This is a genomic window from Ideonella dechloratans (genome assembly GCF_021049305.1).
GTDB lineage: Bacteria > Pseudomonadota > Gammaproteobacteria > Burkholderiales > Burkholderiaceae_C > Ideonella > Ideonella dechloratans.
Genome location: NZ_CP088081.1, coordinates 1,645,829 through 1,668,405, shown reverse-complemented (window position 1 = coordinate 1,668,405; position 22,577 = coordinate 1,645,829). Strand labels below are relative to the sequence as shown.

Here is a 22,577-nt window from a genome sequence, read left to right as displayed (position 1 = left end):
GCTCATCCTCCTCCTCCGATCCGTGTCGCGTGGCGGCGCATCAGCGCCTGCTGTGCGCTGGGCCCCGACTCGCCCACGCGCCGGTACTGGCCGTCCGGCAGTTGCTCCCAGGCGTCCTGGGCGTCGTGCAGGTAGGGCACCAGGCACTCGTCGATGATGCGCTGCCGCAGCTTGGGGTCGTGGACCGGCCAGGCCAGCTCGATGCGGCGGAACATGTTGCGGCTCATCCAGTCGGCACTGGACAGGTAGAGCACCTCGTCGTCCTCGCCCTCACCCCAGCGGAAATAGATGACGCGGGTGTGCTCCAGGAAGCGGCCCACGATGGAGCGCACCCGGATGTTCTCGGTCAGCCCCGGCAGACCCGGCGGCAACATGCAGGCGCCGCGCACGATCAGGTCGATCTTGACACCCGCCTGCCCGGCGGCGATCAGGGCCTGGATCAGGCCCGGGTCGGTCAGGGCATTGAACTTGGCGACGATGCGGGCGGGCTTGCCCGCACGCGCGGCGTCGGCCACCTCGGCCATCTGCCGCACCAGGCGACGGTGCAGCACGAAGGGTGCGGTCAGCAGGTGGCGCGGCGGCTTCACCCGCGTGAGGCTGGCGATCTGCTGGAACACCGCATCGGCATCGGCCGTGATGCCGGGGTCGGCCGTCAGGAAGCCCACGTCGGTGTACAGCCGCGCGGTGCGCGGGTTGTAGTTGCCGGTGGACAGGTGCACATAGCGGCGCAGGCGCGGGCCGGCCTTGCCGCCGCTCTCGCGCCGCGTCACCAGCAGCAGCTTGGCGTGGGTCTTCAGGCCGACGATGCCGTAGACCACCTGCGCCCCCACCGCCTCCAGGCGCTCGGCCCAGTTGATGTTGGCCTCTTCGTCGAAGCGGGCCTTGAGCTCCACCACGGCCATCACCTCCTTGCCGCGGCGCGCGCCCTCGATCAGCAGGTCCATCAGCTCGGACTTGGCGCCGGTGCGGTAGATGGTCTGGCGGATGGCCAGCACGTCCGGGTCGTTGACCGCCTGGCGCAGGAACTCCACCACCGGGTCGAAGCTCTCGAACGGGTGGTGCAGCATCACGTCGCGCTCGCGCAGCAGGGCGAAGAAGTCCTTGCCCCGCGGCAGCCGCCGCTCCGGCCAGCCCGGCTCGAAGGGCGGGAAGGTCAGCGCCACCCCCGGCACCGGGACCACTTGGTCGATCAACTGGGTCAGGCGCACCAGGTTGACCGGGCCATCCACCCGGTGCAGCGCGGCCTCGGGCAGGTCGAACTCGTCGAGCAGGAGCTTGGACAGCTCCGGCGGGCAGGTGGCCACCACCTCCATGCGGATGGCCTTGCCGAACTGGCGGGTGGTCAGGCCGCGACGCAGGGCCTGGCGCAGGTTGGTCACGTCCTCCTCATCCACGTCCAGGTCCGAATCGCGGGTGACGCGGAACTGCGAGAAGGATTCCACCGTGCGGCCGGGAAAGAGCTCCTGCAGGTGGGCGCGGATGACACTGGACAGCAGCACGAAGCCCTGCTGCCCCGGCGCGCAGACCTCGTCGGGCATGCGGATGACCCGGCGCAGCACGCGCGGCACCTTGACGATGGCGATGGTGCTTTCGCGGCCGAAGGCGTCGCGCCCGCCCAGGCGGGCGATGAAGTTCAGCGTCTTGTTGGCGACCTGCGGGAAGGGATGGGCCGGATCCAGCCCGACCGGGATCAGCAGCGGCCGCACCTCGCGCTCGAAGAAGCGCGCCACCCAGGCCTTCTGGGCCGGCGTGCGCTCGGCGTGGTTGATGATCTCGATGCCGTGGCGGCGCAGGGCCGGCATCACCTCGGTGTTGAAGATGCGGTACTGCTCGTCGGCCAGGGCATGCGCGCGCGCCGCGGTGGCCGACACATCCCGCCAGGCCGCCTCACTGCCGGCCGCACGCGCGGCATCCAGCACGTCGGCAAAGCGCACCTCGAAGAACTCGTCCAGGTTCGACGAGACGATGGTGATGTAGCGCAGTCGCTCCAGCAGCGGCACGTCCGGACGCTGGGCCTGGGCCAGCACCCGGCGGTTGAAGGCGAGGATGGCCAGTTCGCGGTTGAGCAGCGGCGGCATCGCGACAGCGGCCGTCTGGGGCTCGGAGACTTCGGTCATGCGCCCAGTCTATGAAAGTTTCGTGACAAGACCATGACCCCGGCGGTGCGGTGATCCGGTGCCCGTGGCCGGACATCCCTTTGCAGATGGATTCCGGATCGGCCTCAGATGCGCCGGGCAGCCACCGGCACCGGCAGCGGCGCCACCGGCTCGCCGGCCTCGGCCGACTCGCCGCGCACGACCGCCGCGGCGCCGTAGGGCCGGGCCAGCGCCGACCAGTCCAGCAGTTCCATCCGACCGTTCGGGTGTTCCACCAGGGCCGTCAGGCTCTCGACCCAGTCGCCGTCGTTGGCGTAGATCAGCCCGTCGATCTCGCGCAGCTCGGCGTGGTGGATGTGGCCGCAGACCACACCGTCCACCTCGCGCTTGCGGGCCTCGCGGGCCACGGCGCGTTCGTAGTCACCGATGAAGCTGACCGCCCGCTTGACCTTGAGCTTGAGGTACTTGGACAGGCTCCAGTACGGCAGGCCCAGACGGCCACGCAGCCGGTTGAGCCAGGCGTTGAGCTTGAGCGTGAACTCGTAGGCCCAGTCGCCCACGTAAGCCAGCCACTTGGCATGCTGGATCACGCCGTCGAACAGATCGCCGTGGGTGATCCAGAAGCGCTTGCCGTCGGCCCGCTGGTGCACCCATTCATGCGCCACCTCGACCCCGCCGAAGCTGTGCTCCAGGTACTTGCGGGCGAACTCGTCGTGGTTGCCCGGCACATAGATCACCCGGGTGCCCTTGCGGGCCTTGCGCAGGATCTTCTGCACCACGTCGTTGTGGGCCTGCGGCCAGTACCAGCTGCGGCGCAGCTGCCAGCCGTCGATGATGTCGCCCACCAGGTAGAGCAGATCGCTCTCGGTGTGCTTCAGAAAGTCCAGCAGCGCCTCGGCCTGGCAGCCCGGGGTGCCCAGGTGGATGTCGGAGATCCAGATCGCGCGGAAGCGTTGGGCATCCGGCGCGTCATGCGCCGATCCGGCGGGCGGGAGGGGCGTGGGGTTCTGCATGAGCCCTCATGCTGGGCCCGGGCGGTGACCCGCCGGTGACGCCCCGGTGACGCCTGCATGACGCAAGCCCCCACCCGCCCGGCCCCAGGGCGTCAGTGGGACGCGGACCCGCTGGCCCGCCGCAGCCCGTAGCGGCGCATCTTGGCGTAGAGCGTGCTCTTGGCGATGCCCAGGCGCCGGGCCGCCAGCGTGAGGTTGCCGCCACACCCGGCGATGATGCGGCTGATCTGGGCCTCCTCCCCCTCGGCCAGGCTGTCGCCCCGGTCGACGGATGCCGCGCGGTGCGGGTCCGCAGCCGGTTCACGCAGCTCGTCCAGGCCCAGGTCGATCGGCCGCAGGGGACCTTCGGCGCGCATCAGCACCGCAGCCTCGATCACATTGCGCAACTCGCGCACATTGCCGGGCCAGGCATGGCCCTCCAGGACGGCCAGCACCTCGTCGGACAGAGTCTCGACCGCCTGGCCCTGCTCGGACCGGAAGCGCTGAAGAAAGGCCGCGGCCAGCAGAGAGATGTCCTGCCGGCGATCGCGCAGCGGTGGCAGCTGCAAGCGCGTGACCGCGATGCGGTAGTAGAGATCCATGCGGAAGCGGCCGGCGGCGACCTCCTGGCGCAGGTCGCGGTGGGTGGCGGCCACCAGGCGGAAACGCACCTGGCGGGGCTCGGTTTCGCCCAGGCGGTACAGGGTGCCCTGCTCCAGCACGCGCAGCAGCTGCGGCTGCATGTCCAGCGGCAGCTCGCCCAGTTCATCCAGGAAGAGCGTGCCGCCTTCGGCCGCTTCGATCTTGCCGACCATGCCGCCCTTGCGGGCCCCGGTGAAGGCGCCCTCGGCATAGCCGAAGAGCTCGCTGGCCAGCAGCTCGCGCGAGAGGCCACCGCAGTTGAGCGCCACGAAGGCACCGCCGCGCCCGCCGTGCAGGCCACGCGCGAAGGCCTCCTTGCCGGCCCCGGTCTCGCCCTGCAGCAGCACCGGCGCCTGCGAGGCCGCCAGCACGCGGGCCTTGTCCAACAGGGCCCGCATGGCCGGATCGCGGGTCAGCACGGATTCGAAGCCGGCGGCCACACGCGGCACCAGGGTGGTGACCTCGCCCATGGGGGCCGCCCTCGCCGCGCCGCGGGCGCCATGCGCGCCACCGGAGCTCCGGCCCGGCAGCACCAGCAGCGTGCCCAGCTGCTCGCCACGCACCACCAGCGGCTCCAGCCATTCACCGCGCAGCCAGGCCGGCAGGCCGGCGGGCAGCGTGCCACGCCGCCAGCGGCCAGCCCGCAAGGACGGCACCCGCTGCTGCCCCGTCAGGTCCAGCCCGCCGCCCAGGGCCTCGATGGCCCGCTGGGCATGGGCGCTGGCCTTGATCGGGCAGCCCCGCCGGTCGAACAGCACCATCGCGTCCTGGCCGTCGGCCGACCAGCGGCCCAGCGCATGGTCCAGCAGGCGGTAGCGGCGCTCCATCTCGACCATGGCCAGCCGGGCCTCGATGCGGCTGGCCGTGTTGATCACGAAGGCCAGGCTCTGCCGGTGGTAGGTGGCCGACAGACCGGAGACATCGAGGCTGCCCAGCAGCTCGCCGTCGAGCGGGTGGCGCACCAACGCAGCCGAGCAGGTCCAACCCTGGATGCCGGCGCAGAAGTGCTCGGTCGCGTGGATCTGGGCCGGCCGCTGAGCCGCCAGCGCGGTGCCGATCGCGTTGGTGCCGCAGGCCACCTCGCTCCAGGTGACGCCGGGCACCAGGGCGATGGCCTGGGCCGCGTCCAGCGCCGGGTGGTCACCCTCGGTCACCAGGATGGTGCCGTGGGCGTCGCTCAGGGCCATCAGCATGCCGGTCTCGGCCAGGTAGTCGCGGGCGCAGGCCATCACCGGCGCGGCCGCCTCCAGCAGGTCCTTCTGGCGCTCGTGCAACAGGTAGAGATCCTGCTCGGACACCGGCAGCGCGCCGCGCCGGCGCAGCGGATCGACCTGGGCCTGCGCGCAGCGCTGCCAGGACTGGTCCACCAGGGTGCGGACCGCACCGCTGGGCAGTTCGCCACCGCTCAGCAGGGTCTCCCAGGCCTGGGAGACCCTCAGTTCGTTGCGAGGGTTCGAGAACATGTGCTCCACCATGAAGCCCCGCGGCAGGCACGCTGGCCCACCATGGGAAGCTGCGGGTGCGCGAGCCTGGACAACAGCCCGACGCGCGCACGTGATGCTAGGCACAGTCGCCGCACGGCGGTCCCCAGGAGTTCCCGGGGGCCGCCGTGCGCGGTGCCCTCAGTTCGAACGCTCTGGCAGCGGCAGCTTCACCCAGTCCTGGTAGAAGGCGTCGATGTCGGGCTCGAAGTCGTGGATCACCGGATACCACGGCGTCGGCGCCTCCACATCGTGCAGCGTGCCGCACTGCGGGCAGGTGTACTCGCGGTAGACCTGCCAGGCGGTGTCGGGCGCCATCAGCTGGGGATAGACCTCGGTCATCGCCGCCTCGGTGTCACGCACGTAAAGATTGGCGTGCAGCTTCCAGTTCTGGTTCCAGTCGCAGAAAGCATGGCCGCAGTCGCACTGGATGAGCCAGCGCTTGTCCTTGGCGCGCTGCACGATGTGCAGATGCGGGCCCAGCGGCAGCACGATGCGGTCGCTCCAGCCGAGCTTGTCCTGCAGGGCACGCAGGTAGAGCGCGAAACGCTCGCCGTCCTTGGGCATGGACAGCATGCGCAGCACGGTGTCCCAGTCGAGCTTGCCGTCGACCAGCTTGCGGACCTGTTCCGGGGTGTAGGTGGACATGGGTGATTTCTCCTGTGGTTCGGGTCGGGGCGTGAGCCGGGCTCACTCCTGCACCAGGGTGACAACGCGCACGTCGGGCATGGCCGAGAGGTCCATGCGGCAGTTGGCGCCATAGGACGGCACGCTCAGTTCGTCCTCGGTCAGCGTCCAGTTGGCCGGCAGGTCCCAGAAGTCGCGGAACTGCTGCGTGAACTTCTTGGACAGGCCGAAGCTGGTGGCGAACATGTGCTGCACCTGCGGCGAGGCCTGCTTGGCCAGGATGCGTTCGCGCTCACGCGCCATCCATTCCCGGGTGGGGACGGAGCGGGCCTTGCGCTGCTGACGGATGTTCAGCCGCTCCAGCGCCGTGGCCTTCTCGTCGGCCTGCCACTGGCCATCGGGGTTGCGGGTGGCCACCACGCCGTGGACACGGCGGGCGTACTCGGGCAGCAGGAAGCCGTTGTCCAGATCGTCCACGATGGCCGCCACCTCGCGGTCCAGCGGGTCGCCGAAGCCCGGCCCGCCGCGCAGGTAGTTCAGGTACAGGTCGCCGTTGGCGTAGCAGTCCTCGGTGGTCATGCACTGGTGGTCGCGCTTGACGGTGGCCTGCGGGCCCAGGTGGTTCTCGTAGTCGGGCACGTCCGGGTTGGCGTCGCCGCCCAGCGGCAGGCTTTCGCCGCGGGCGATGCGCTCCATCAGCCCGGTGTGGTGGGCCTCGAAGCGGTAGCCGGTGGCCGAGGGGTAGCCGCCCATCAGGCCCCAGTCGCTGTTCATGTAGCCGTTGCCCATGAAGAACATCGTCCAGTCCTGGGCCTTCCAGACCATGCGCAGGGTCTCGAAGCCATTGCCGCCACGGTACTGGCCGTAGCCGCCCGAGTTGGCCTTGACGTTGCGGCCCAGGTAGAGCAGCGGTTCGGCCATCTCCCAGATCTCGATGTCCCCCATGTCGCCTTCGGGGTTCCAGATGGCGGCCGCGTGGTTCAGGCCGTCCTTGATGGCGCCCGCGCCGGTGCCGCAGGAGCTGGCCTCGAAGCTGTTGACCGCGTGCACCTCACCGTCCTGGTTGATGCCGCCGCCCTGCAGCCAGTTGCTGGTGTTGGCATTGCCCGCGTTGACCTCCTCCAGGTAGCCGCGGCTGAAGTAGGCCTGCGACAGGCCGCGCCACATCGTCGTCCAGGCGCTGACCAGGAAGTGCCAGGCATAGGCATGGCCGGTGCGGCGGTCATCCGGGTTGTTCCAGCCGCCCTTGGGCATGTGGAACTCGGTGCCGTAGTAGGCGCCGTCGTTGATGCGCTGGGTGGGCACCAGGGTCTGGGTCATCATCACCCAGATGCCGCTGGTAAAGGCCACCTGGTGGGCGTTGTAGCTGTGCCAGCCCCAGCGGCTCGCGCCCTCGAAGTCCAACCGCCAGCTGCCGTCACGGCGGATCTCCATCTCCACCGGCGCATGCATGATGGAGTCGAGCTTGGCGAAGGCGTTCGAGGTCTGCACGTCCGGGTGGGCGTAGGGCACGTCGACGAAGGCCACCTTGCGGTAGATGCCCGGCAGCGTCATGGCCTTGATGCGGGTGGCCAGGCCGCGCCGGCCCTCCTCGATCACCTCGTAGGCGAACTTCTGGTAGGTCTCCAGCCCTTCCTCGGCAATGGTGTCCTCCACCAGCTGGCGCACCATGTGGCAACCGGCGATGCGGGTCTTCTCGTCGAGGATCCAGTACTTGGGCGTGCGCACCGAACGCTGGCTCTCATGCAGCCAGTCGCGCAGCGGCGTGTCGTTCACCCCGGTCTTGCGGCAGGTGATCATGTAGCCATCGCCAAAGCGCTGGGTCTGGCCGGTGGACATGGAGCCGGGCGTCACCGCACCGGTGTCGATCACGTGGGTCACGCCGCCGACCCAGCCGATCAGCTTGCCGTCGTGGAAGATCGGCACGATGGTGGCGATGTCGCAGGGGTGGACGTTGCCGATCGCGCAGTCGTTGTTGGTGAACATGTCGCCCGGGTGGATGCCGGGGTTGGCCTCCCAGTTGTTCTCGATCATGTACTTGATCGCCGCGCCCATCGTGCCGACGTGGATGATGATCCCGGTGGAGGTCAGGATGCAGTCGCCCGCGGCGTTGTAGAGGGTGAAGCAGAGCTCGCCCTCCTGCTCGACGATGGGGCTGGCGGCGATCTTCTTGGCCGTCTCCCGCGCATGCACCAGGCCACCGCGCAGCTTGGAAAACAGCTTCTCGTAGCCGATGGGGTCACGCTCGCGCAGCTCCAGGTGCTCCAACCCGTTGTAGTGGCCGGTGGCCGCGGTGCGGGCCAGGATGCCGTCGCGGAATTCCTTGAGGGTCTCGCCGGTGCCCAGCAGGTCGGCCCGGCCCAGTTCACGTTGCGTCATCATGTTCATGGTGTGTCTCCTTGGGCGTCACAGGGTCTGGCCGTCGTGGCCGACTTCGCGCAGGTGGAACAGGCGGTGCTTGTCCAGCGTCGTCGCAAAGCCCTTGGGCACGACGAAGGTGGTGGCGTCCGATTCGATGATGGCCGGGCCGAAGATCTCATTGCCGGCCTTGAGCGCTTCCATCTTCCAGATCACCGCCTCGTACCAGGCCTTGTGGCGGTAGAGCTTGCGGGTGCCCAGGCGGGCGGCGGCGGGCGGCGTGGCCTCGCCGATCGGGTCTTCCGGCAGCACCGGCTTCTGCGTGACCACCATGCCGCGCATGATGGCGCTGGTGACCGAGAAGCCCAGCTCCGGCGAGCGGGCCGAGCTGGCATAGACCCGGCCGTAGGTGGTCTCGAAGGCGGTGACGATCTTCTCCCAGTCCTCGGCCGTGGCGGCCGAGGACACCGGCGAGTCGATCTCCAGATCGTTGAGCTGGCCCATGTACTGCATGCGGTAGCCCGGGCGCAGGATCACGTCCTTGGCCTCGAAGCCGTTGATGCGGAACTCCTCGATGACCTTGCCGGCCAGCTCGCTCCAGGCCTGCTGGATGGTGGCCGAGGCCTGGGCCTTCTCGCCGTCGCTGGCGTCCTGCGGCACGGCCAGATCCACGCTCTTGTCATAGCGGTACTCGAAGTCCGCACAGGCGCAGCCGAAGGCCGAGAAGCCCGCAGCCCAGGCCGGCACCACCACGTCCTTGAAGCCCAGGCCCTCGGTGTAGCCGTAGGTGTGCACCGGGCCCGCGCCGCCGTAGCTGAAGCAGACGAAGTCGGTCGGGCTGTAGCCCTTGGCGCTGACGTTGGAGCGCAGGTACTCGCGCAGCTGCAGGTCCAGCAGCTCGATCACGCCGGCCGCGGCGTCCTCCACCGACAGGCCCAGCGGGTCGGCGATCTGCGCTTTGATGTGCTGGCGGGCGCGCTCCACGTCCAGCTGGATCGCCCCGCCCAGGAAGTTGTCGGGGTTCAGGTAGCCCAGCACCACGTGGCAGTCGGAGACCGACACCGTGTCCAGCCCGCTTTCGGGCCAGCAGGTGCCCACGCGGTAGCCCGCGCTGTCCGGCCCCAGCTTGATGGCGCCGCTGTAGGGGTCCAGTCGCACGAAGCTGCCGGCGCCCGCGCCCACCGAGTCCATGGTCACCAGGGGCAGCGAGAGCACCAGGCGGGCCATGTCCGGGTCGGAAGCGATCGCGAAGCTGCCCTTGGTGATCAGCGCCATGTCGAAGCTGGTGCCGCCGATGTCGGAGCAGGCGATGTTCTCGTCGCCCAGGGCCTCGCCCAGCAGCTTGGAGCCGATCACACCGCCAATGGGGCCGGAGACGATGGTGCGCGCCAGCTCCTTGGCCTTCCAGCTGATGGTGCCGCCGTGGGTGGCCATCACCCGCAGGTCGAACTTGGCGCCGTGCTTCTTGAAACGGTCGCTGACCTTCTTGAGCGTCTGGCGCGAAGGTTCGGCCGCATAGGCCTCCAGGATGGTGGTGTTCATCCGGTGGCTTTCCTTGCGCTGCGGGTAGTAGTCCACCGAGGCGAACACCGGGAGGTCCACGCCCATGGCCTGCAGCTCCTCGCGGCAGACGTCGCGCGCCCGGCGTTCGCTGGCGCCATTCTTGTGCGACTGCAGCAGGCAGATCACGATGGCCTTGGCGCCGGCGGCCACCAGCTCGCGGGTGGCCTGGCGCACCTCGGGTTCGCGCAGCGGGATCACCACCTGACCCTGCACATCGGTGCGCTCGGTCACGCCGCGGGTGCGCTTGAGCGGCACCAGCGGCTGGTCGTAGCGGTGGGTGTTCAGGTGGATGCGCTCCTCCAGCGCATAGCCCAGGTAGCTCTGGATGGCCCGGCCCATCGAGTGCACATGCTCGAAGCCCTTGTTGACCATCAGGCCCACGTCCAGCCCCTTGCGCTGCACCACCCGGTTGAGCATGGCGGTGCCGGAGTAGACGCAGGTCACCAGCTCGGGGTAGACGTCGTCCACGTCACGCTGCCAGTGGGCCAGCGCATCGCGCGAGGAGTTGAAGATGGCCAGCGATTCGTCGGCCGGGTTGCTCTGGGCCTTGCCGACCACGAAGCGGCCGTCCTCGCGGACGAAGAAGGTGTCGGTCATCGTGCCCCCGGCATCGATGCCCATCACCTGCACCTTGGATTGCTGCACTTGCATGAGCTTGTCTCCATCGTTGGGATGCGGCGCCGGTGGTCCGGTCGCCGGAGACCATGCGCTGGTCTCGTGCAAGTCATTGCAGCGCCCATGCCACGGCGGCGCGCCTCCCGGCGGCCCCGTGCCAAGTGCTTGATTTTGTTCAGTCCCCCTGGTGAAGACCCCGAGGGATGCTGCGCTGCGGCAACGCCGAGAAGCGCCACCGTAGGCGTTCGATTTCCGGCCGGACGGCGCGGAATCGAACGTCGCGCCCGGTCAACGGCCGGGCGGGGTCGGGGGGCTCAGTGCGCTGCTTCCCAGCTCGGCCCGAAGCCCACCTCGGCCACCAGGGGCACGCTGAAGGACGCCACGCCGGCCATCAGGCGGGGCACGGCCTCGCGCAGCCAGTCCACCTCGGACTCGGGCACCTCGAAGACCAGTTCGTCGTGCACCTGCATCACCATGCGGGTGGCGCGGCCCTCGGCGTCCAGGGCCTGCTGCACCGCGATCATCGCCAGCTTGATCAGGTCGGCCGCGGTGCCCTGCATCGGCGCGTTGATGGCCTGGCGCTCGGCGCCGGCACGGCGCGGGCCGCTGCCGCCCTTGATCTCCGGCAGCACGATGCGCCGTCCGAACTCGGTCTCCACATAGCCGCGCTCGCGGGCCCGCTCCTTGGTCTCCTCCATGTAGCGCTTCACGCCGGCAAAGCGCTCGAAGTAGCGGTCGATGTAGTTCTTGGCCGCCTTCTGGTCGATGCCCAGGCTCTGCGCCAGGCCGAAGGCGCCCATGCCGTAGATCAGGCCGAAGTTGATGGTCTTGGCGTAGCGGCGCTGCTCGGCCGTGACCTCCGACGGGGCGATGCCGAAGACCTCGCTGGCGGTGGCGCGGTGCACGTCCATGCCCTCGGCGAAGGCCTTGTTCAGACCCGGGTCGCCGCTGATGTGGGCCATGATGCGCAGCTCGATCTGCGAGTAGTCGGCGCTGGCGATCACATGGCCGGGCGGGGCGATGAAGGCCTCGCGCACGCGCCGACCCTCGGGCGTGCGGATCGGGATGTTCTGCAGGTTGGGCTCGTTGCTGGACAGCCGCCCGGTGACGGCCACCGCCTGCGCGTAGTTGGTGTGCACCCGGCCGGTGGCGGGGTTGATCATGCCGGGCAGCTTGTCGGTGTAGGTGCTCTTGAGCTTGGCCAGGCCGCGGTGTTCCAGCAGCTTGGCCGGCAGCGGGTAGTCGGCCGCCAGCTCCTGCAGCACCTCTTCGTCAGTCGACGGGGCGCCGGTGGCGGTCTTCTTCTTGACCGGCAGGCCCAGGCGGTTGAACAGGATCTCGCCGATCTGTTTGGGGCTGGCCATGTTGAAGGGCTGACCGGCGATGGCGTAGGCCTCCTGCTCCAGCGCGATCATGCGCTCGGCCAGCTGCTGGCTCTGGGCCGCCAGCCGGGCCGGGTCGATCAGCACGCCATGGCGCTCGATGCGCTGCAGCACCGCCACCGTGGGCATCTCGATCTCAGCGTAAACGCGCCGCAGGCCTGGCTCGGCCTGCAGCTGCGGCCACAGCGTCTCATGCACCTGCACGCACATCTCGCTGTCCTCGCCGCTGTAGGTGCTGGCGCGCTCCACGTCCACCTGCGAGAAGGGAATCTGGTTGGCGCCCTTGCCGCACAGGTCCTCGTAGCTCAGGCCGTGGCGGCCCAGGTGGCGGTCGGCCAGGCTCTCCAGGCTGTGCGGCTTGTGGGCCTCGAGCACATAGCTTTCCAGCAGCGTGTCATGCACATAGCCCTGCACCCGGATGCCGTGGTTCTCGAACACATGCAGGTCGTACTTGATGTTCTGGCCCAGCTTGGCCGCGCCGGCATCTTCCAGCCAGGGGCGCAGGCGCGCCAGCACCCCATCCAGCGGCAGCTGGTCCGGCGCGCCGGGGTAGTCATGGCCGGTGGGCACATAGGCGGCCCGGCCGGGCTCCACCGCGAAGCTGATGCCGACGATGCGCGCACGCATCGGATCCAGCGAATCGGTCTCGGTGTCCAGACCCACCAGAGGTGCGGCCTTCAGGCGGGCGATCCAGGCGTCCAGCTGTTCCCAGCTGGTGAGGGTCTGGTAGTCGCGTGCCAGCACGGGCGCCGGGCGCGGGTCAACCTCTCCTGCGGGGTCTTCGCCCGCGGCGGCAGGGCTCGCCGGGGCGGCGGCGGGCACCGGCTGACCCAGGGCCCGCAGACTGCTGCGAAAACCGTAGCGGGTGTAGAAGTCCACCAGGCCGGCCTGGTCGGGCGCGCGCAGGGCCAGGGCGTCCAGCGCCGGCCAGGCCGGCACCTGGGCACCCAGGTCGCAGTCGGTCTTGACGGTGATGAGGCGGCGGCCCGTGGGCAGCCAGCCCAGGGTGGCGCGCAGGTTCTCGCCCGCCACACCCTTGATCTGCTCGGCCGCGGCGATCACGCCGTCCAGCGAGCCGTGTTCCTGGATCCACTTGACCGCGGTCTTGGGCCCGACCTTGGGCACGCCGGGCACGTTGTCCACCGTGTCGCCGATCAGGGTCAGGTAGTCGATGATGCGGTCCGGCGGCACGCCGAACTTCTCGGTGACCCCCGCCACGTCCAGGCGCTCGGGCGGCTTGGCCATGGTGTTGATCAGGGTCACCTGGGGCGTCACCAGCTGGGCCAGGTCCTTGTCGCCGGTGGAGATCACCACGGTGTGGCCGCTTTCGGCGCCCACCCGGGCCAGCGTGCCAATGGCGTCATCGGCCTCGATGCCGGGCACCTCCAGCACCGGCCAGCCCAGCAGGCGCACCGCCTCGTGGATGGGCTCGATCTGGGCCCGCAGGTCCTCGGGCATGGGGGCTCGCTGGGCCTTGTACTCGGGATACCACTCATCGCGGAAGGTGGGGCCCTTGGCGTCGAACACGCACACGGCGTGCTCGGCCGGCACCTGCTCGCGCAGCCAGTTCATCATGTTGACCATGCCGTGGATGGCCCCGGTCGGGAAACCGTCGGGCCCCCGCAGGTCGGGCATGGCGTGAAAGGCACGGTAGAGGTAGCTGGAACCATCGACCAGCAGCAGGATCTTCTCGCTCATGGAAGCGGATTGTGCGTGCTTCCGTAGAATCGGCACCCCATGAACGCCCTCTTTCTGCCCACCCTGCTCGCGGGTCTGCTTGTCGGCAGTGCCAGCCTGGCCCAGACCGCCCCTGCGGCGGCCTCGGGGCCGGCCGCTGCCGAACTGCCCGCGCTGCCCGTGACGGACACCCCGGCACCGGCCAGCAAGGTGCCTGAACCCCAGGTCCTGCATGTGGTGACCGAGGACGACAACGTCCGCATCGAGGAGTTGCGGGTGCGCGGCCTGACCCAACGCATCACCGTGCATCCCAAGATCCCCGGCATGCCGGCCTATGACATCGTGCCGCCGCAGGGTGGCAAGCTGCCGCAGGACGACAAGTCCGCCGGCCAGCGCGTCTGGCTGAAGCTGGATTTCTGAGCCGGACCTGCGGGTTCCGGCTCCCCACCCCCTTCATTTCAAGCATTCATGGCGGTTTACACCGAGGTCAGCGCCGAACAGGCCGGTTCGCTGCTTGCGCAGCTGGGCCTGGGTCCGCTGGTCGCGATGCAGCCCATCGGCAGCGGCATCGAGAACACCAACTACTTCGTCACCACGCCCGAGGGTGAATGGGTGATGACCCTGTTCGAGCGCCTGTCGCACGATCAGCTGCCCTTCTACCTGCGCCTGATGCAGCACCTGGCCCAGCGCGGCCTGCCGGTGCCCGAGCCCCGGGCCAATGCCCAGGGCGGGCTGGTGCAGACGGTGGCGGGCAAGCCGGCCGCCCTGGTCAACCGCCTGCAAGGCGAGAGCCTGGACGCGCCGGACCTGCACCATTGTCGCGAACTGGGCGGCGTGCTGGCCCGCATGCACCTGGCCGTGGCCGATTTCCCGCTGCAGCAGCCCAACCTGCGCGGCCTGCCCTGGCGCGAGGCCACCGCCCCGGTGGTGCGCCCCCATCTGGCCCCGGCCGATGCCGCCCTGCTGGACCAGGAAATGGCCCACCAGCGCGAGCTGCACGCCAGCGCGGCCTACCAGGCCCTGCCCGCCGGCGCCGTCCATGCCGACCTGTTCCGCGACAACGCGATGTTCGCCGGCCTGCCCGGCCGCGAGCGCCTGAGCGGTGTGTTCGACTTCTACTTCGCCGGCACCGACACCTTCGTCTTCGACCTGGCGGTGGTGCTCAACGACTGGTGCGTCGACCTGGACAGCGGCCGGCTGGATCTGCCACGCGCCCAGGCCCTGATGAGCGCCTATCAGGCCGAGCGGCCGCTCTCCAGCACCGAGCTGCGCCTGCTGCCCGCCCTGCGCCGCACCGCGGCCCTGCGCTTCTGGCTCTCGCGCCTGTCCGACTGGCACCTGCCGCGCGAGGCCAGCCTGCTCCTGCCCAAGGACCCGGCCCACTTCGAACGCGTGTTGCGCGACGCCGCCGAGCGCCCCTGGCACGCCGACGTCTGACCGCATGGCACTGATCCTCAAAACGGTGCCGGCCTCGCAGGGGCTGGTCTGGGTGCGGCAGGGCCTGCGGGAGTTCGTTCGCCATCCGCTGAGCTACACGGCCCTGTTCATGGCCTTCATGCTGCTCGGGGCCATCGTCTCGCTGCTGCCAGGCTTTGGCGAAGTGCTGGTGCTGGCGGGCATTCCCCTGCTGACACTGGCCTACATGATGGCCACCGCCGCCAGCCTGCGGGGCGTGCGGCCCTCGCTGTCGGTCTTCGTCGCCCCCTGGCGGCACCTGCCGGTGGAGCGGCGCCGCGGCCTGCTCACGCTGGCCCTGGGCTACGCCTTCCTGACGCTGATCCTGCTGATGGCCTGCAACCTGTTCGACCACGGTGGCGTGGACGACCTGATGCAGGGGGTGAGCCGCAACGCCGACCCGGACGAGTTGCAACGCCTGGCCGATGCCCCCGGCGTGATGGCCGGCATGCTGGCCCGCGTCACCGTGACCCTGCTGCTGAGCATGCCCTTCTGGCACGCCCCCGCCCTGGTCTGCTGGGTCGGCCAATCGCCGGCACAGGCCATGTTCTCCAGCGTGCTGGCCCTGTGGCGCTGCCGCGCGGCCATGCTGGTCTACGGCCTGGGCTGGATGGGGCTGATGATGTTCACCGGGGTGGTGCTGAGCCTGCTGATGGTGTTGCTGGGCGGCACCTCGCTGATGGGCCTGCTGTCGATGCCGCTGGCCCTGGCGCTGACCTCCGCCTACTATGTCTCCCTGTTCTTCACCTTCCGCGACAGCTTCGGCCAGGCGGAGTGACCCCGACTGCCACGAGGTGCTCGCCATGTCCCGACGTCTTTCCGCCCTGCTGACCCCGATCCTCCTGCTGGCCTGCCTGGGCGGCACGGCCGGCTGCGCGGTGGTGGAGGTGGCAGGTGCGGCCACGGGCGCGGTCATCTCGGTGGGGGCCAGTGTGGTGAGCACCGGCATCACCGTCACGGGCAAGGCCGTGGGCGCCGGGATCGACGCGGTCAGCAGCGGCGACAAGCCAGCCCCGTGATCTCCCGACCGAGCCAGGCCCCGGCGCCGTGCGCGCCGCGGCGGTCGGCTCAGTACTCGCGGCGCAGCGACACCTGAAGTTCCACCTCGCCCGCCAGCCGGGCGGCCTCGAAATCCGCCTCCAGCACCTGCAGCGCCAGGGCATCCCCCGCGGCCACCGACTGGATCCCCACCGCGCGGTCGCGGCCCATGGACTTGGCGGTGTAGAGCGCCATGTCCACCAGGTTGACCGCACGCTCCCAGCCCAGGGCGATCTGGTGCGTGGGCAGCGGGAAGGCGGCATAGCCCAGCGAAGCCGACACCGGCAGGAAGCGCCCGTTGTCCAGGGCCACCGCCTCATCCCCCAGGGCGCGCAGCACCCGCAGGGCCAGCACGTCCAGGGCTTCGCCCTGCAGGTCCGGGGCGTAGATCAGGAACTCCTCCCCGCCCCAGCGGCAGACCAGGTCGCCTGCGCGCACCGAGCTGTCCAGCCGGCGGGCCACCTCGATCAGCACCGCATCGCCAGCCGGGTGACCGAACTCGTCGTTGATGCGCTTGAAGTGGTCCACATCCACCAGCAGCAGCGCACCGCGGAAGGCGGCGCCGCCCCGGGTGGCCAGCACCTCGCGAAAGTGACGGCGGTTGGCCAGGCCGGTCAGCGGGTCCCGCTCGCTCTGCACCCTCAGCAGGGCCTCGCTGTGGCGCAGGCGCCGGGTGGCGTCGCGGGCGCGCAGCGCCAGCATGCCCACCACCCCCGCGGCCAGGCCCAGCAGCACGATGGCCGCCACCCAGATCCGCTCGATCAGGGTCTGGGTCTGCAGGTGGGATGAGCGCAGGGCGTTCTCCCGCTCCAGCAGGTCCAGTTCGCGGCGCTCGGATTCGGTGCGGTAGGTGGCCCGCATCTGGGCCAGGATGGCCGCCTGGTTGTCGGCGTTGATCTCGCCACGCAAGGCCTGCTCGCGGTGCAGCAGGTCCAGCGCCCCCCGCACATCGCCGAGTGCGGCCAGCGCGTCGGAGCCTTCCTGCAGGGCCACCCGCATGGCGGCCCGCGCACCGGTGGATTCCCAGAGTTTGAGGGCGGTCTCCAGATCGGCCCGACCCTGGGCCACCTGGCCCAGCTGCAGCTTGGCCAGCCCCCCGTTGTGCAGCAGCGTGGGTTGGCCGCGCAGCTCATGGTGGCGCCGCAAGACCGGGTAGGCCTGTTCCACCGCCTGCAGGGCTTCGCGCGGTCGGCCCACCCGGCGCAACAGGTCGCTCAGGCTGGGCAGGATGCGGGCCTGCAAGCGGGGGGAATGCAGGGGCTCGGCCAGGCGCAGGGCCTGCTGCATCAGCCGCAGGGCAGTGGTCGCATCACCGCCTTCCAGCGCCAGACGGGCTTCGGCGAAACGCACCCAGATCAGGGAACGGATATCGCCATGGCGCCGCACGCCCCGGTCGGCCTGGGCGATCAGGGCGCGGGCCTGGTCCGGATGGTTGAGCGCCTGCTGGTACACCGCCTGCATGGCCAGGCTCCACCCTTCCAGGCCAGGGTCCAGCCCCAGTTCTGCCACGGCATGGGCCCGTTCCGCCAGGTTCAGGGCCTCCACCAGATCCCCCCGCACCTCGGCGCGCTGCGCCTGCAGGTGCAGGGCCCGCCACCAGGCCCGGTAGTCGCAATCGGCCGCGGGCTGGCGCGAACCGCAGGCCTGGTCGTAGGCCTGGTCCGCCAGGCGTCCCTGCCGGGCCGCGTTCACCGGGTGCCCCAGCAGGTCCTGCAGCACGGCCTGGATCAGGGCCTGGTCGCCGCGCAGTTCTTCGCGGAAGCGGGAATCTCCGGGGGCATCGGCCGACAGGGAGGCCAGCGTGTCCAGGGCGCGGCGCACATCCTCTTCCATGCCCGAGCGGGCGGCCACCAGTCCGCGGGTGCGGGCCCGCATGCGCTGCCATTCGATGACCGAGACCCCGCTGGCGGGCGGTGGCGCATGCTCCAGCTCGGCCAGCACGGCCGCGGGCTCGTCCTCGCCCCGGTGGAGCCATTCCTCCGAGACATCGCTCAAGGCGCGCCCGAGACTCCCCTCACCCGGCTGGAACACCGGCATCGCGCCCGCCATGCCGGCGCCCGCGAGCCACCAGGCCGCCAGCAACAGCCGCCACACGCCGGGGCGCCGATGCAGGGCCGGGCCGGTCATGCGGTCTGCCCCACCACGTCCGGGCCGTGGATCTCGACCAGCTGCGCCTCGTCCCGGCGCCACGCGGCCTCCAGGTCCTGCATCTGGCGGGCCACGGCGTCCAGATCGCTGGACGCCATGCGCCGGATGCCCACCGCCCGGTTGCGGCCCTGGGTCTTGGCGATGTACATGGCCGCGTCCACCAGATCGATGGCCATGGACCAGGGCACGTCCAGCTGCTGGGGCTGCAGCGGGAAGCTGCCGAAGCCGATCGAGGCGGTGACCGCCACACGGTCGGGCCCGACGACCACCGGCAAGGAGGCCAACGCCGTCAGCAGGCGCTGGGCCAGCAGCTCGGCGGGCTCGCCCCCCTCGCCCGGCACCAGGATCATGAACTCCTCGCCGCCCCAGCGCACCACCACGTCCTCCTCGCGCAGCACCGCCTGCAGCCGCCTGGCCACCTCGATCAGCACCGCATCGCCGCCGGCATGGCCGAAGTTGTCGTTGATGCGCTTGAAATGGTCCAGGTCCAGCAGATAGAGCGTCCCGCCGGCGTCTTCGCATTGGGCCATCAGGCGCTGGAAATGCCGGCGGTTGGCCAGGCCGGTCAGCGGGTCCTGCTCGCTCTGCACCTTCAGGCGCTCGTTCACGCTGTGCAGGGCCTTCTGGGTGGCTTTCATCCGGCGGTGCAGCAGGGCCAGCAGCAGCACCGCCATGCCCACGCCGGCCATCACCAGGGCCCACAGCTTGAAGCGCAGCTCGGTCTGGCGCAGCGCCTCTTCCTTGAGCTGGTTGTCGTCGGTCAGCAGGCTGCGCTCGTGCTTGCGGCGTTCGGCGTCGAAGCTCTCCTGCAACTCCACCAGCGCCTTCTGCTGGCTGCGCTGGAAGGCCTGCTCCGACATGGCGCGGTGTTCCCGGTAGACCTGCAGGGCCTCGGGGAGGTAGCCGGCCTTCTCCAGATAGTGCGCCAGATCGGCCAGGGCTTCGGCCTGCGCCACGACCTCGTCGGCCCGGCGCTGCTGGTCCAGCACCTCCCGCACCAGGGGCAGGCCCTCGTCCTTGCGGCGCATGGCGATCAGCGCCAGCCCGGTGTTGAAGTCGGCCAGTTGCTCGATCTCGCTGGAGCGCAGCTGCCGGGCCAGCGGCAGTGCCTGCTGGGCCTGGGCAAAGGCCTGCCGATAGTCGCCCTGGCGCAGGTAGTGGTCGCTGAGGTTGGCCAGGCCCATGGCCACGCTGAACTGGTCGCCGGCCTGCCGGGCGTACTGGATCGACTGGCTCAGGGCCTGCAAGGCCTTCGTCTCCTGCCCCTCGTCGGTCAGCAGGATGGACTCCACGGTCGCCGCTTCGGACAGGGACACCCAGTCTTCGGTGGCCTGCGCCAGCACCTTGGCCTCGCTGTTCAGGTGGCGGGCCCGCTCCCGCTGGCCGGCCCGGAGGTAGGTGTAGGCCAGGCTGCTGAGCAGTTCGCTGCGACGCCAGGGTTGGCCACGATCCACCAGGCGCAGGGCCCGCTGGGTCAGGCGCGCGGCCTCGTCGAAGCGCCCCAGGTTCTCCTCCACCGAGGCATGGATCACCAGGCAGGACATGTGGATGGGCACCGCCGTGCTGTCGTCCAGCAGGCGCATGGCCTCCTCCAGCGGCTCATCGGCCCGGGTGAGCGACCCCTGCAGGCGCGCGAGGTCGCCCTGCAGACAGTTGCTGGCCACCTCGGCGTCGCGCCGGAGAGGGGCCGGCCCCTGGCGGGCCAGATCCTGCACCTGCTGCAGCAGGGACTCCGCCGCATCGGGCTGTGCCAGGCTGATGTGCAGCCCGGTCAACAGCCGCAGGATCTCCAGTCGCCGTGGCGAAGGCGCGACCTCCTGGGTCAGCAGCCCCTCGAGCTTGCGCACCACCTCGACCGGGTGGGCGCGGGCGTCGTACTCCAGCTGAGCCAGTTCGTCGCCCGCGCGCACCGCCGGCTCCGTCGCCCAAGCCGGCGTCGCCGCGCCCAGTGCGAGACACAGCAGGCTCAGACCGCGCACCAGAGGCGAGCGCCAGGCCCGCGGGAGGACGACTGCGAAATTCACGGCGCAGGCAGCGGACCGGCCTCAGTCGATGGGCGTGAGCTTGGCGATGGACAGCGCCAGCCACTTGGCGCCGTGCCGGCCGAAGTTCACCTGCGCTCGTGCATCGGGGCCCGATCCCTCCAAGGTCACCACCACTCCTTCACCAAACTTCGCGTGGAACACCGACTGCCCCACCTTGAACCCGTGGCCCGCAGCCTCGGCCGCCGCCGCCTTCATCGCCGCGGGCACGGGTGGCTCGGCCGGAGCTTGCCAGCCGGCGTTGCGCCGCCCGGCCCCCACCATGGAGCCCAGGCCGCTGCCGCGCTGCCAGGCCGCCTGGTAGTCCCTTGCAAAACCCGAGCCAAAGCCCTGGGTGCGGGGCGTGAGCCATTTCAGGGCGCTCTCGGGCAGTTCATCCAGAAAGCGGCTCTTGACGTTGTAGCGGGTCTGGCCGTGCAGCATCCGGGTCTGGCTGAAGCTGAGGTACAGGCGCTGGCGGGCCCGGGTGATGGCCACGTACATCAGCCTCCGCTCCTCTTCCAGGCCGTCGGCGTCGGACAGCGCGTTCTCGTGCGGGAACAGGCCCTCTTCCAGCCCGGTGATGAACACGGCGTCGAACTCCAGGCCCTTGGCCGAGTGCACGGTCATCAGCTGGATGGCATCCTGGCCGGCCTGGGCCTGGTTGTCGCCGGCTTCCAGCGCTGCATGGGTGAGGAAGGCTGCCAGCGGGCTCATGATCTCGCCGGTTTCGGCGTCGGGCGTCAGATCCACCGGGGCCGGCGCCTCCGGCACGTCGGGCGAGCGCGGCGCGGCGATGCTGCCCGGGCCCAGTTCGTCCACCGGCAGGGCCACGGCGTCCTTGCCGAAGCCCTCCTGGGTGACGAAGGCCTCGGCCGCGGTGACCAGTTCCTCCAGGTTCTCGATGCGGTCGGCGCCTTCCTTCTCGGTGCGGTAGAAATCGATCAGCCCGGAGCGGTGCAGCATGTGCTCGATGATCTCGCGCAGCGTCAGGCCCTGGGTCTCGTTGCGCATGCCGTCGATCAGCGCATTGAAGCCCGCCAGGTTGGCGCCGCCCTTGCCGCCCACCGCGCCCACGCTCTGCCACAGGCTGCGGCCGGTCTGGCGGGCGGCGTCCTGCAGCTGTTCCAGCGTGCGGGCGCCGATGCCGCGGGTGGGGAAATTGACCACCCGCAGGTAGCTGGTGTCGTCGTGACAGTTCTCGATCAGGCGCAGATAGGCCAGCGCGTGCTTGATTTCCGCCCGCTCGAAGAAGCGCATGCCGCCATAGACGCGGTAGGGGATGCCGGCATTGAACAGCGCCGATTCGATCACCCGAGACTGGGCGTTGCTGCGGTACAGGATGGCGATCTCGTGGCGCGCCATGCCGCCGCGGTGCAGTTGCTGGGCTTCCTCCAGCACCCACTGGGCCTCGTTGAAGTCGCTGGCGTTCTCCTGCACCCGCACGGGCTCGCCAGGCCCCGATTCGGTGCGCAGGTTCTTGCCCAGGCGCCGGCTGTTGTGGGCGATCAGCGCGTTGGCCGCGTCCAGGATGTTGCCGTAGCTGCGGTAGTTGCGCTCGAGCTTGATGACCTTCTTCACGCGGAACTCGCGCTCGAAGTCGCTCATGTTGCCCACCTGGGCGCCGCGGAAGGCGTAGATGCTCTGGTCGTCGTCGCCGACCGCCAGCACCGCGGTGTGCGGGCCGGCGAACATCTTGAGCCACAGGTACTGGAGCCGGTTGGTGTCCTGGAACTCGTCGACCAGGATGTGCCGGAAGCGCCGCTGGTAGTGCTCGCGCAGCATCGCGTCGTCGCGCATCAGCTCGTAGGTGCGCAGCAGCAGTTCGGCGAAGTCGACCACGCCCTCGCGCTCGCACTGGTCCTGGTAGGCCTGGTAGATCTCGGCCATCTTCTGGGTCTGGCCGTCGTGCACCGGCACGTCCCCGGGGCGCATGCCGTCTTCCTTGCAGCTGGCGATGAACCAGGCCACCTGCTTGGGCACGAAGCGCTCCTCGTCCAGGTTCATGGCCTTGATGACACGCTTGACCGCCGACAAGCTGTCGCCGCTGTCCAGGATCTGGAAGGTCTGCGACAGGCCGGCCTGCTTCCAGTGCGCCCGCAGGAAGCGGTTGCACAGGCCGTGGAAGGTGCCGATCCACATGCCGCGCACATTCACCGGCAGCATGGCGCCCAGGCGGGTCATCATTTCCTTGGCCGCCTTGTTGGTGAAGGTCACGGCCATCACGCCGCCGGGCGAGACCTGCCCGGTCTGCAGCAGCCAGGCGATGCGGGTGGTCAGCACGCGGGTCTTGCCCGAGCCGGCACCAGCCAGGATCAGGGCGGGCTCGGCCGGCAGGGTCACCGCGGCCAGTTGTTCGGGGTTGAGGCCACGCAGCAGCGCGCCCGTGTCCACCAGGGACGGGGCGCGTTCGGCCTCCGGATCATCCGGGAATTGCATCGCGGCATTGTAGGGATCGACCTCCCCGGCAGGCGGCCCGGAC

General features: G+C 70.0%; 14 protein-coding genes. 4 read left to right on the top strand and 10 right to left on the bottom strand.

Going from position 1 to position 22,577, the window contains the following annotated elements:
• Window positions 1-2 precede the first annotated feature (2 nt).
• From ppk1 to polA, 7 genes are all read right to left on the bottom strand, one after another.
• Entirely contained in the window at window positions 3-2,117 is a 2,115-nt protein-coding gene (gene ppk1, locus LRM40_RS07765; protein WP_151122255.1) for a polyphosphate kinase 1, read from the bottom strand.
• 104 nt (window positions 2,118-2,221) lie between these two features.
• Entirely contained in the window at window positions 2,222-3,109 is an 888-nt protein-coding gene (locus LRM40_RS07760) for a UDP-2,3-diacylglucosamine diphosphatase (protein ID WP_151122256.1), read from the bottom strand.
• 92 nt (window positions 3,110-3,201) lie between these two features.
• Window positions 3,202-5,193: a sigma-54-dependent Fis family transcriptional regulator gene (locus LRM40_RS07755; protein WP_151122257.1), complete on the bottom strand. Its 1,992-nt coding sequence runs from the start codon at window positions 5,191-5,193 to the stop codon at window positions 3,202-3,204.
• 159 nt (window positions 5,194-5,352) lie between these two features.
• The gene (locus LRM40_RS07750; protein WP_151122258.1) at window positions 5,353-5,859 is read right to left on the bottom strand and encodes an acetone carboxylase subunit gamma; all 507 of its coding nucleotides are present in this window, start codon (window positions 5,857-5,859) and stop codon (window positions 5,353-5,355) included.
• A 42-nt stretch (window positions 5,860-5,901) separates the two neighbouring features.
• Window positions 5,902-8,226, bottom strand: a complete 2,325-nt coding sequence (locus LRM40_RS07745) for a hydantoinase B/oxoprolinase family protein (protein ID WP_151122259.1) — start codon at window positions 8,224-8,226, stop codon at window positions 5,902-5,904.
• An 18-nt stretch (window positions 8,227-8,244) separates the two neighbouring features.
• Window positions 8,245-10,410, bottom strand: coding sequence for a hydantoinase/oxoprolinase family protein (locus tag LRM40_RS07740; RefSeq protein WP_151122260.1), 2,166 nt, complete (start codon window positions 10,408-10,410; stop codon window positions 8,245-8,247).
• Window positions 10,411-10,688: 278 nt separating this feature from the next.
• Complete coding sequence (polA, locus tag LRM40_RS07735; protein ID WP_151122261.1) at window positions 10,689-13,454, bottom strand: DNA polymerase I; 2,766 nt, start codon at window positions 13,452-13,454, stop codon at window positions 10,689-10,691.
• A 39-nt stretch (window positions 13,455-13,493) separates the two neighbouring features.
• Here polA and LRM40_RS07730 point away from each other — a divergent pair, with 39 nt between their 5' ends.
• From LRM40_RS07730 to LRM40_RS07715, 4 genes are read left to right on the top strand one after another with little or no spacing between them, the layout of a single operon-like run.
• Window positions 13,494-13,853 carry a hypothetical protein gene (locus LRM40_RS07730; protein ID WP_231067788.1) on the top strand — a complete coding sequence of 120 codons (360 nt, stop codon included), beginning with the start codon at window positions 13,494-13,496 and terminating at the stop codon, window positions 13,851-13,853.
• Window positions 13,854-13,901: 48 nt separating this feature from the next.
• Window positions 13,902-14,870, top strand: coding sequence for a homoserine kinase (locus LRM40_RS07725; protein WP_151122262.1), 969 nt, complete (start codon window positions 13,902-13,904; stop codon window positions 14,868-14,870).
• A 4-nt stretch (window positions 14,871-14,874) separates the two neighbouring features.
• Window positions 14,875-15,666, top strand: coding sequence for a BPSS1780 family membrane protein (locus tag LRM40_RS07720; RefSeq protein ID WP_151122263.1), 792 nt, complete (start codon window positions 14,875-14,877; stop codon window positions 15,664-15,666).
• Window positions 15,667-15,691: 25 nt separating this feature from the next.
• The gene (locus LRM40_RS07715; RefSeq protein WP_151122264.1) at window positions 15,692-15,907 is read left to right on the top strand and encodes a hypothetical protein; all 216 of its coding nucleotides are present in this window, start codon (window positions 15,692-15,694) and stop codon (window positions 15,905-15,907) included.
• Window positions 15,908-15,956: 49 nt separating this feature from the next.
• On the opposite strand, the gene LRM40_RS07710 is transcribed toward LRM40_RS07715, so the two are convergent.
• From LRM40_RS07710 to LRM40_RS07700, 3 genes are read right to left on the bottom strand one after another with little or no spacing between them, the layout of a single operon-like run.
• Window positions 15,957-18,053, bottom strand: coding sequence for a GGDEF domain-containing protein (locus LRM40_RS07710; protein WP_151122265.1), 2,097 nt, complete (start codon window positions 18,051-18,053; stop codon window positions 15,957-15,959).
• Window positions 18,050-20,098 (bottom strand): GGDEF domain-containing protein, encoded by a 2,049-nt coding sequence (locus LRM40_RS07705; protein WP_151122266.1) that lies wholly within the window; start codon window positions 20,096-20,098, stop codon window positions 18,050-18,052. Before LRM40_RS07705 ends, LRM40_RS07710 begins: the two co-directional genes overlap by 4 nt.
• A gap of 21 nt (window positions 20,099-20,119) precedes the next feature.
• A complete protein-coding gene (locus tag LRM40_RS07700) occupies window positions 20,120-22,534 on the bottom strand; it encodes a UvrD-helicase domain-containing protein (RefSeq protein WP_151122267.1) in 2,415 nt (804 codons plus the stop codon).
• Window positions 22,535-22,577: the final 43 nt, after the last annotated feature.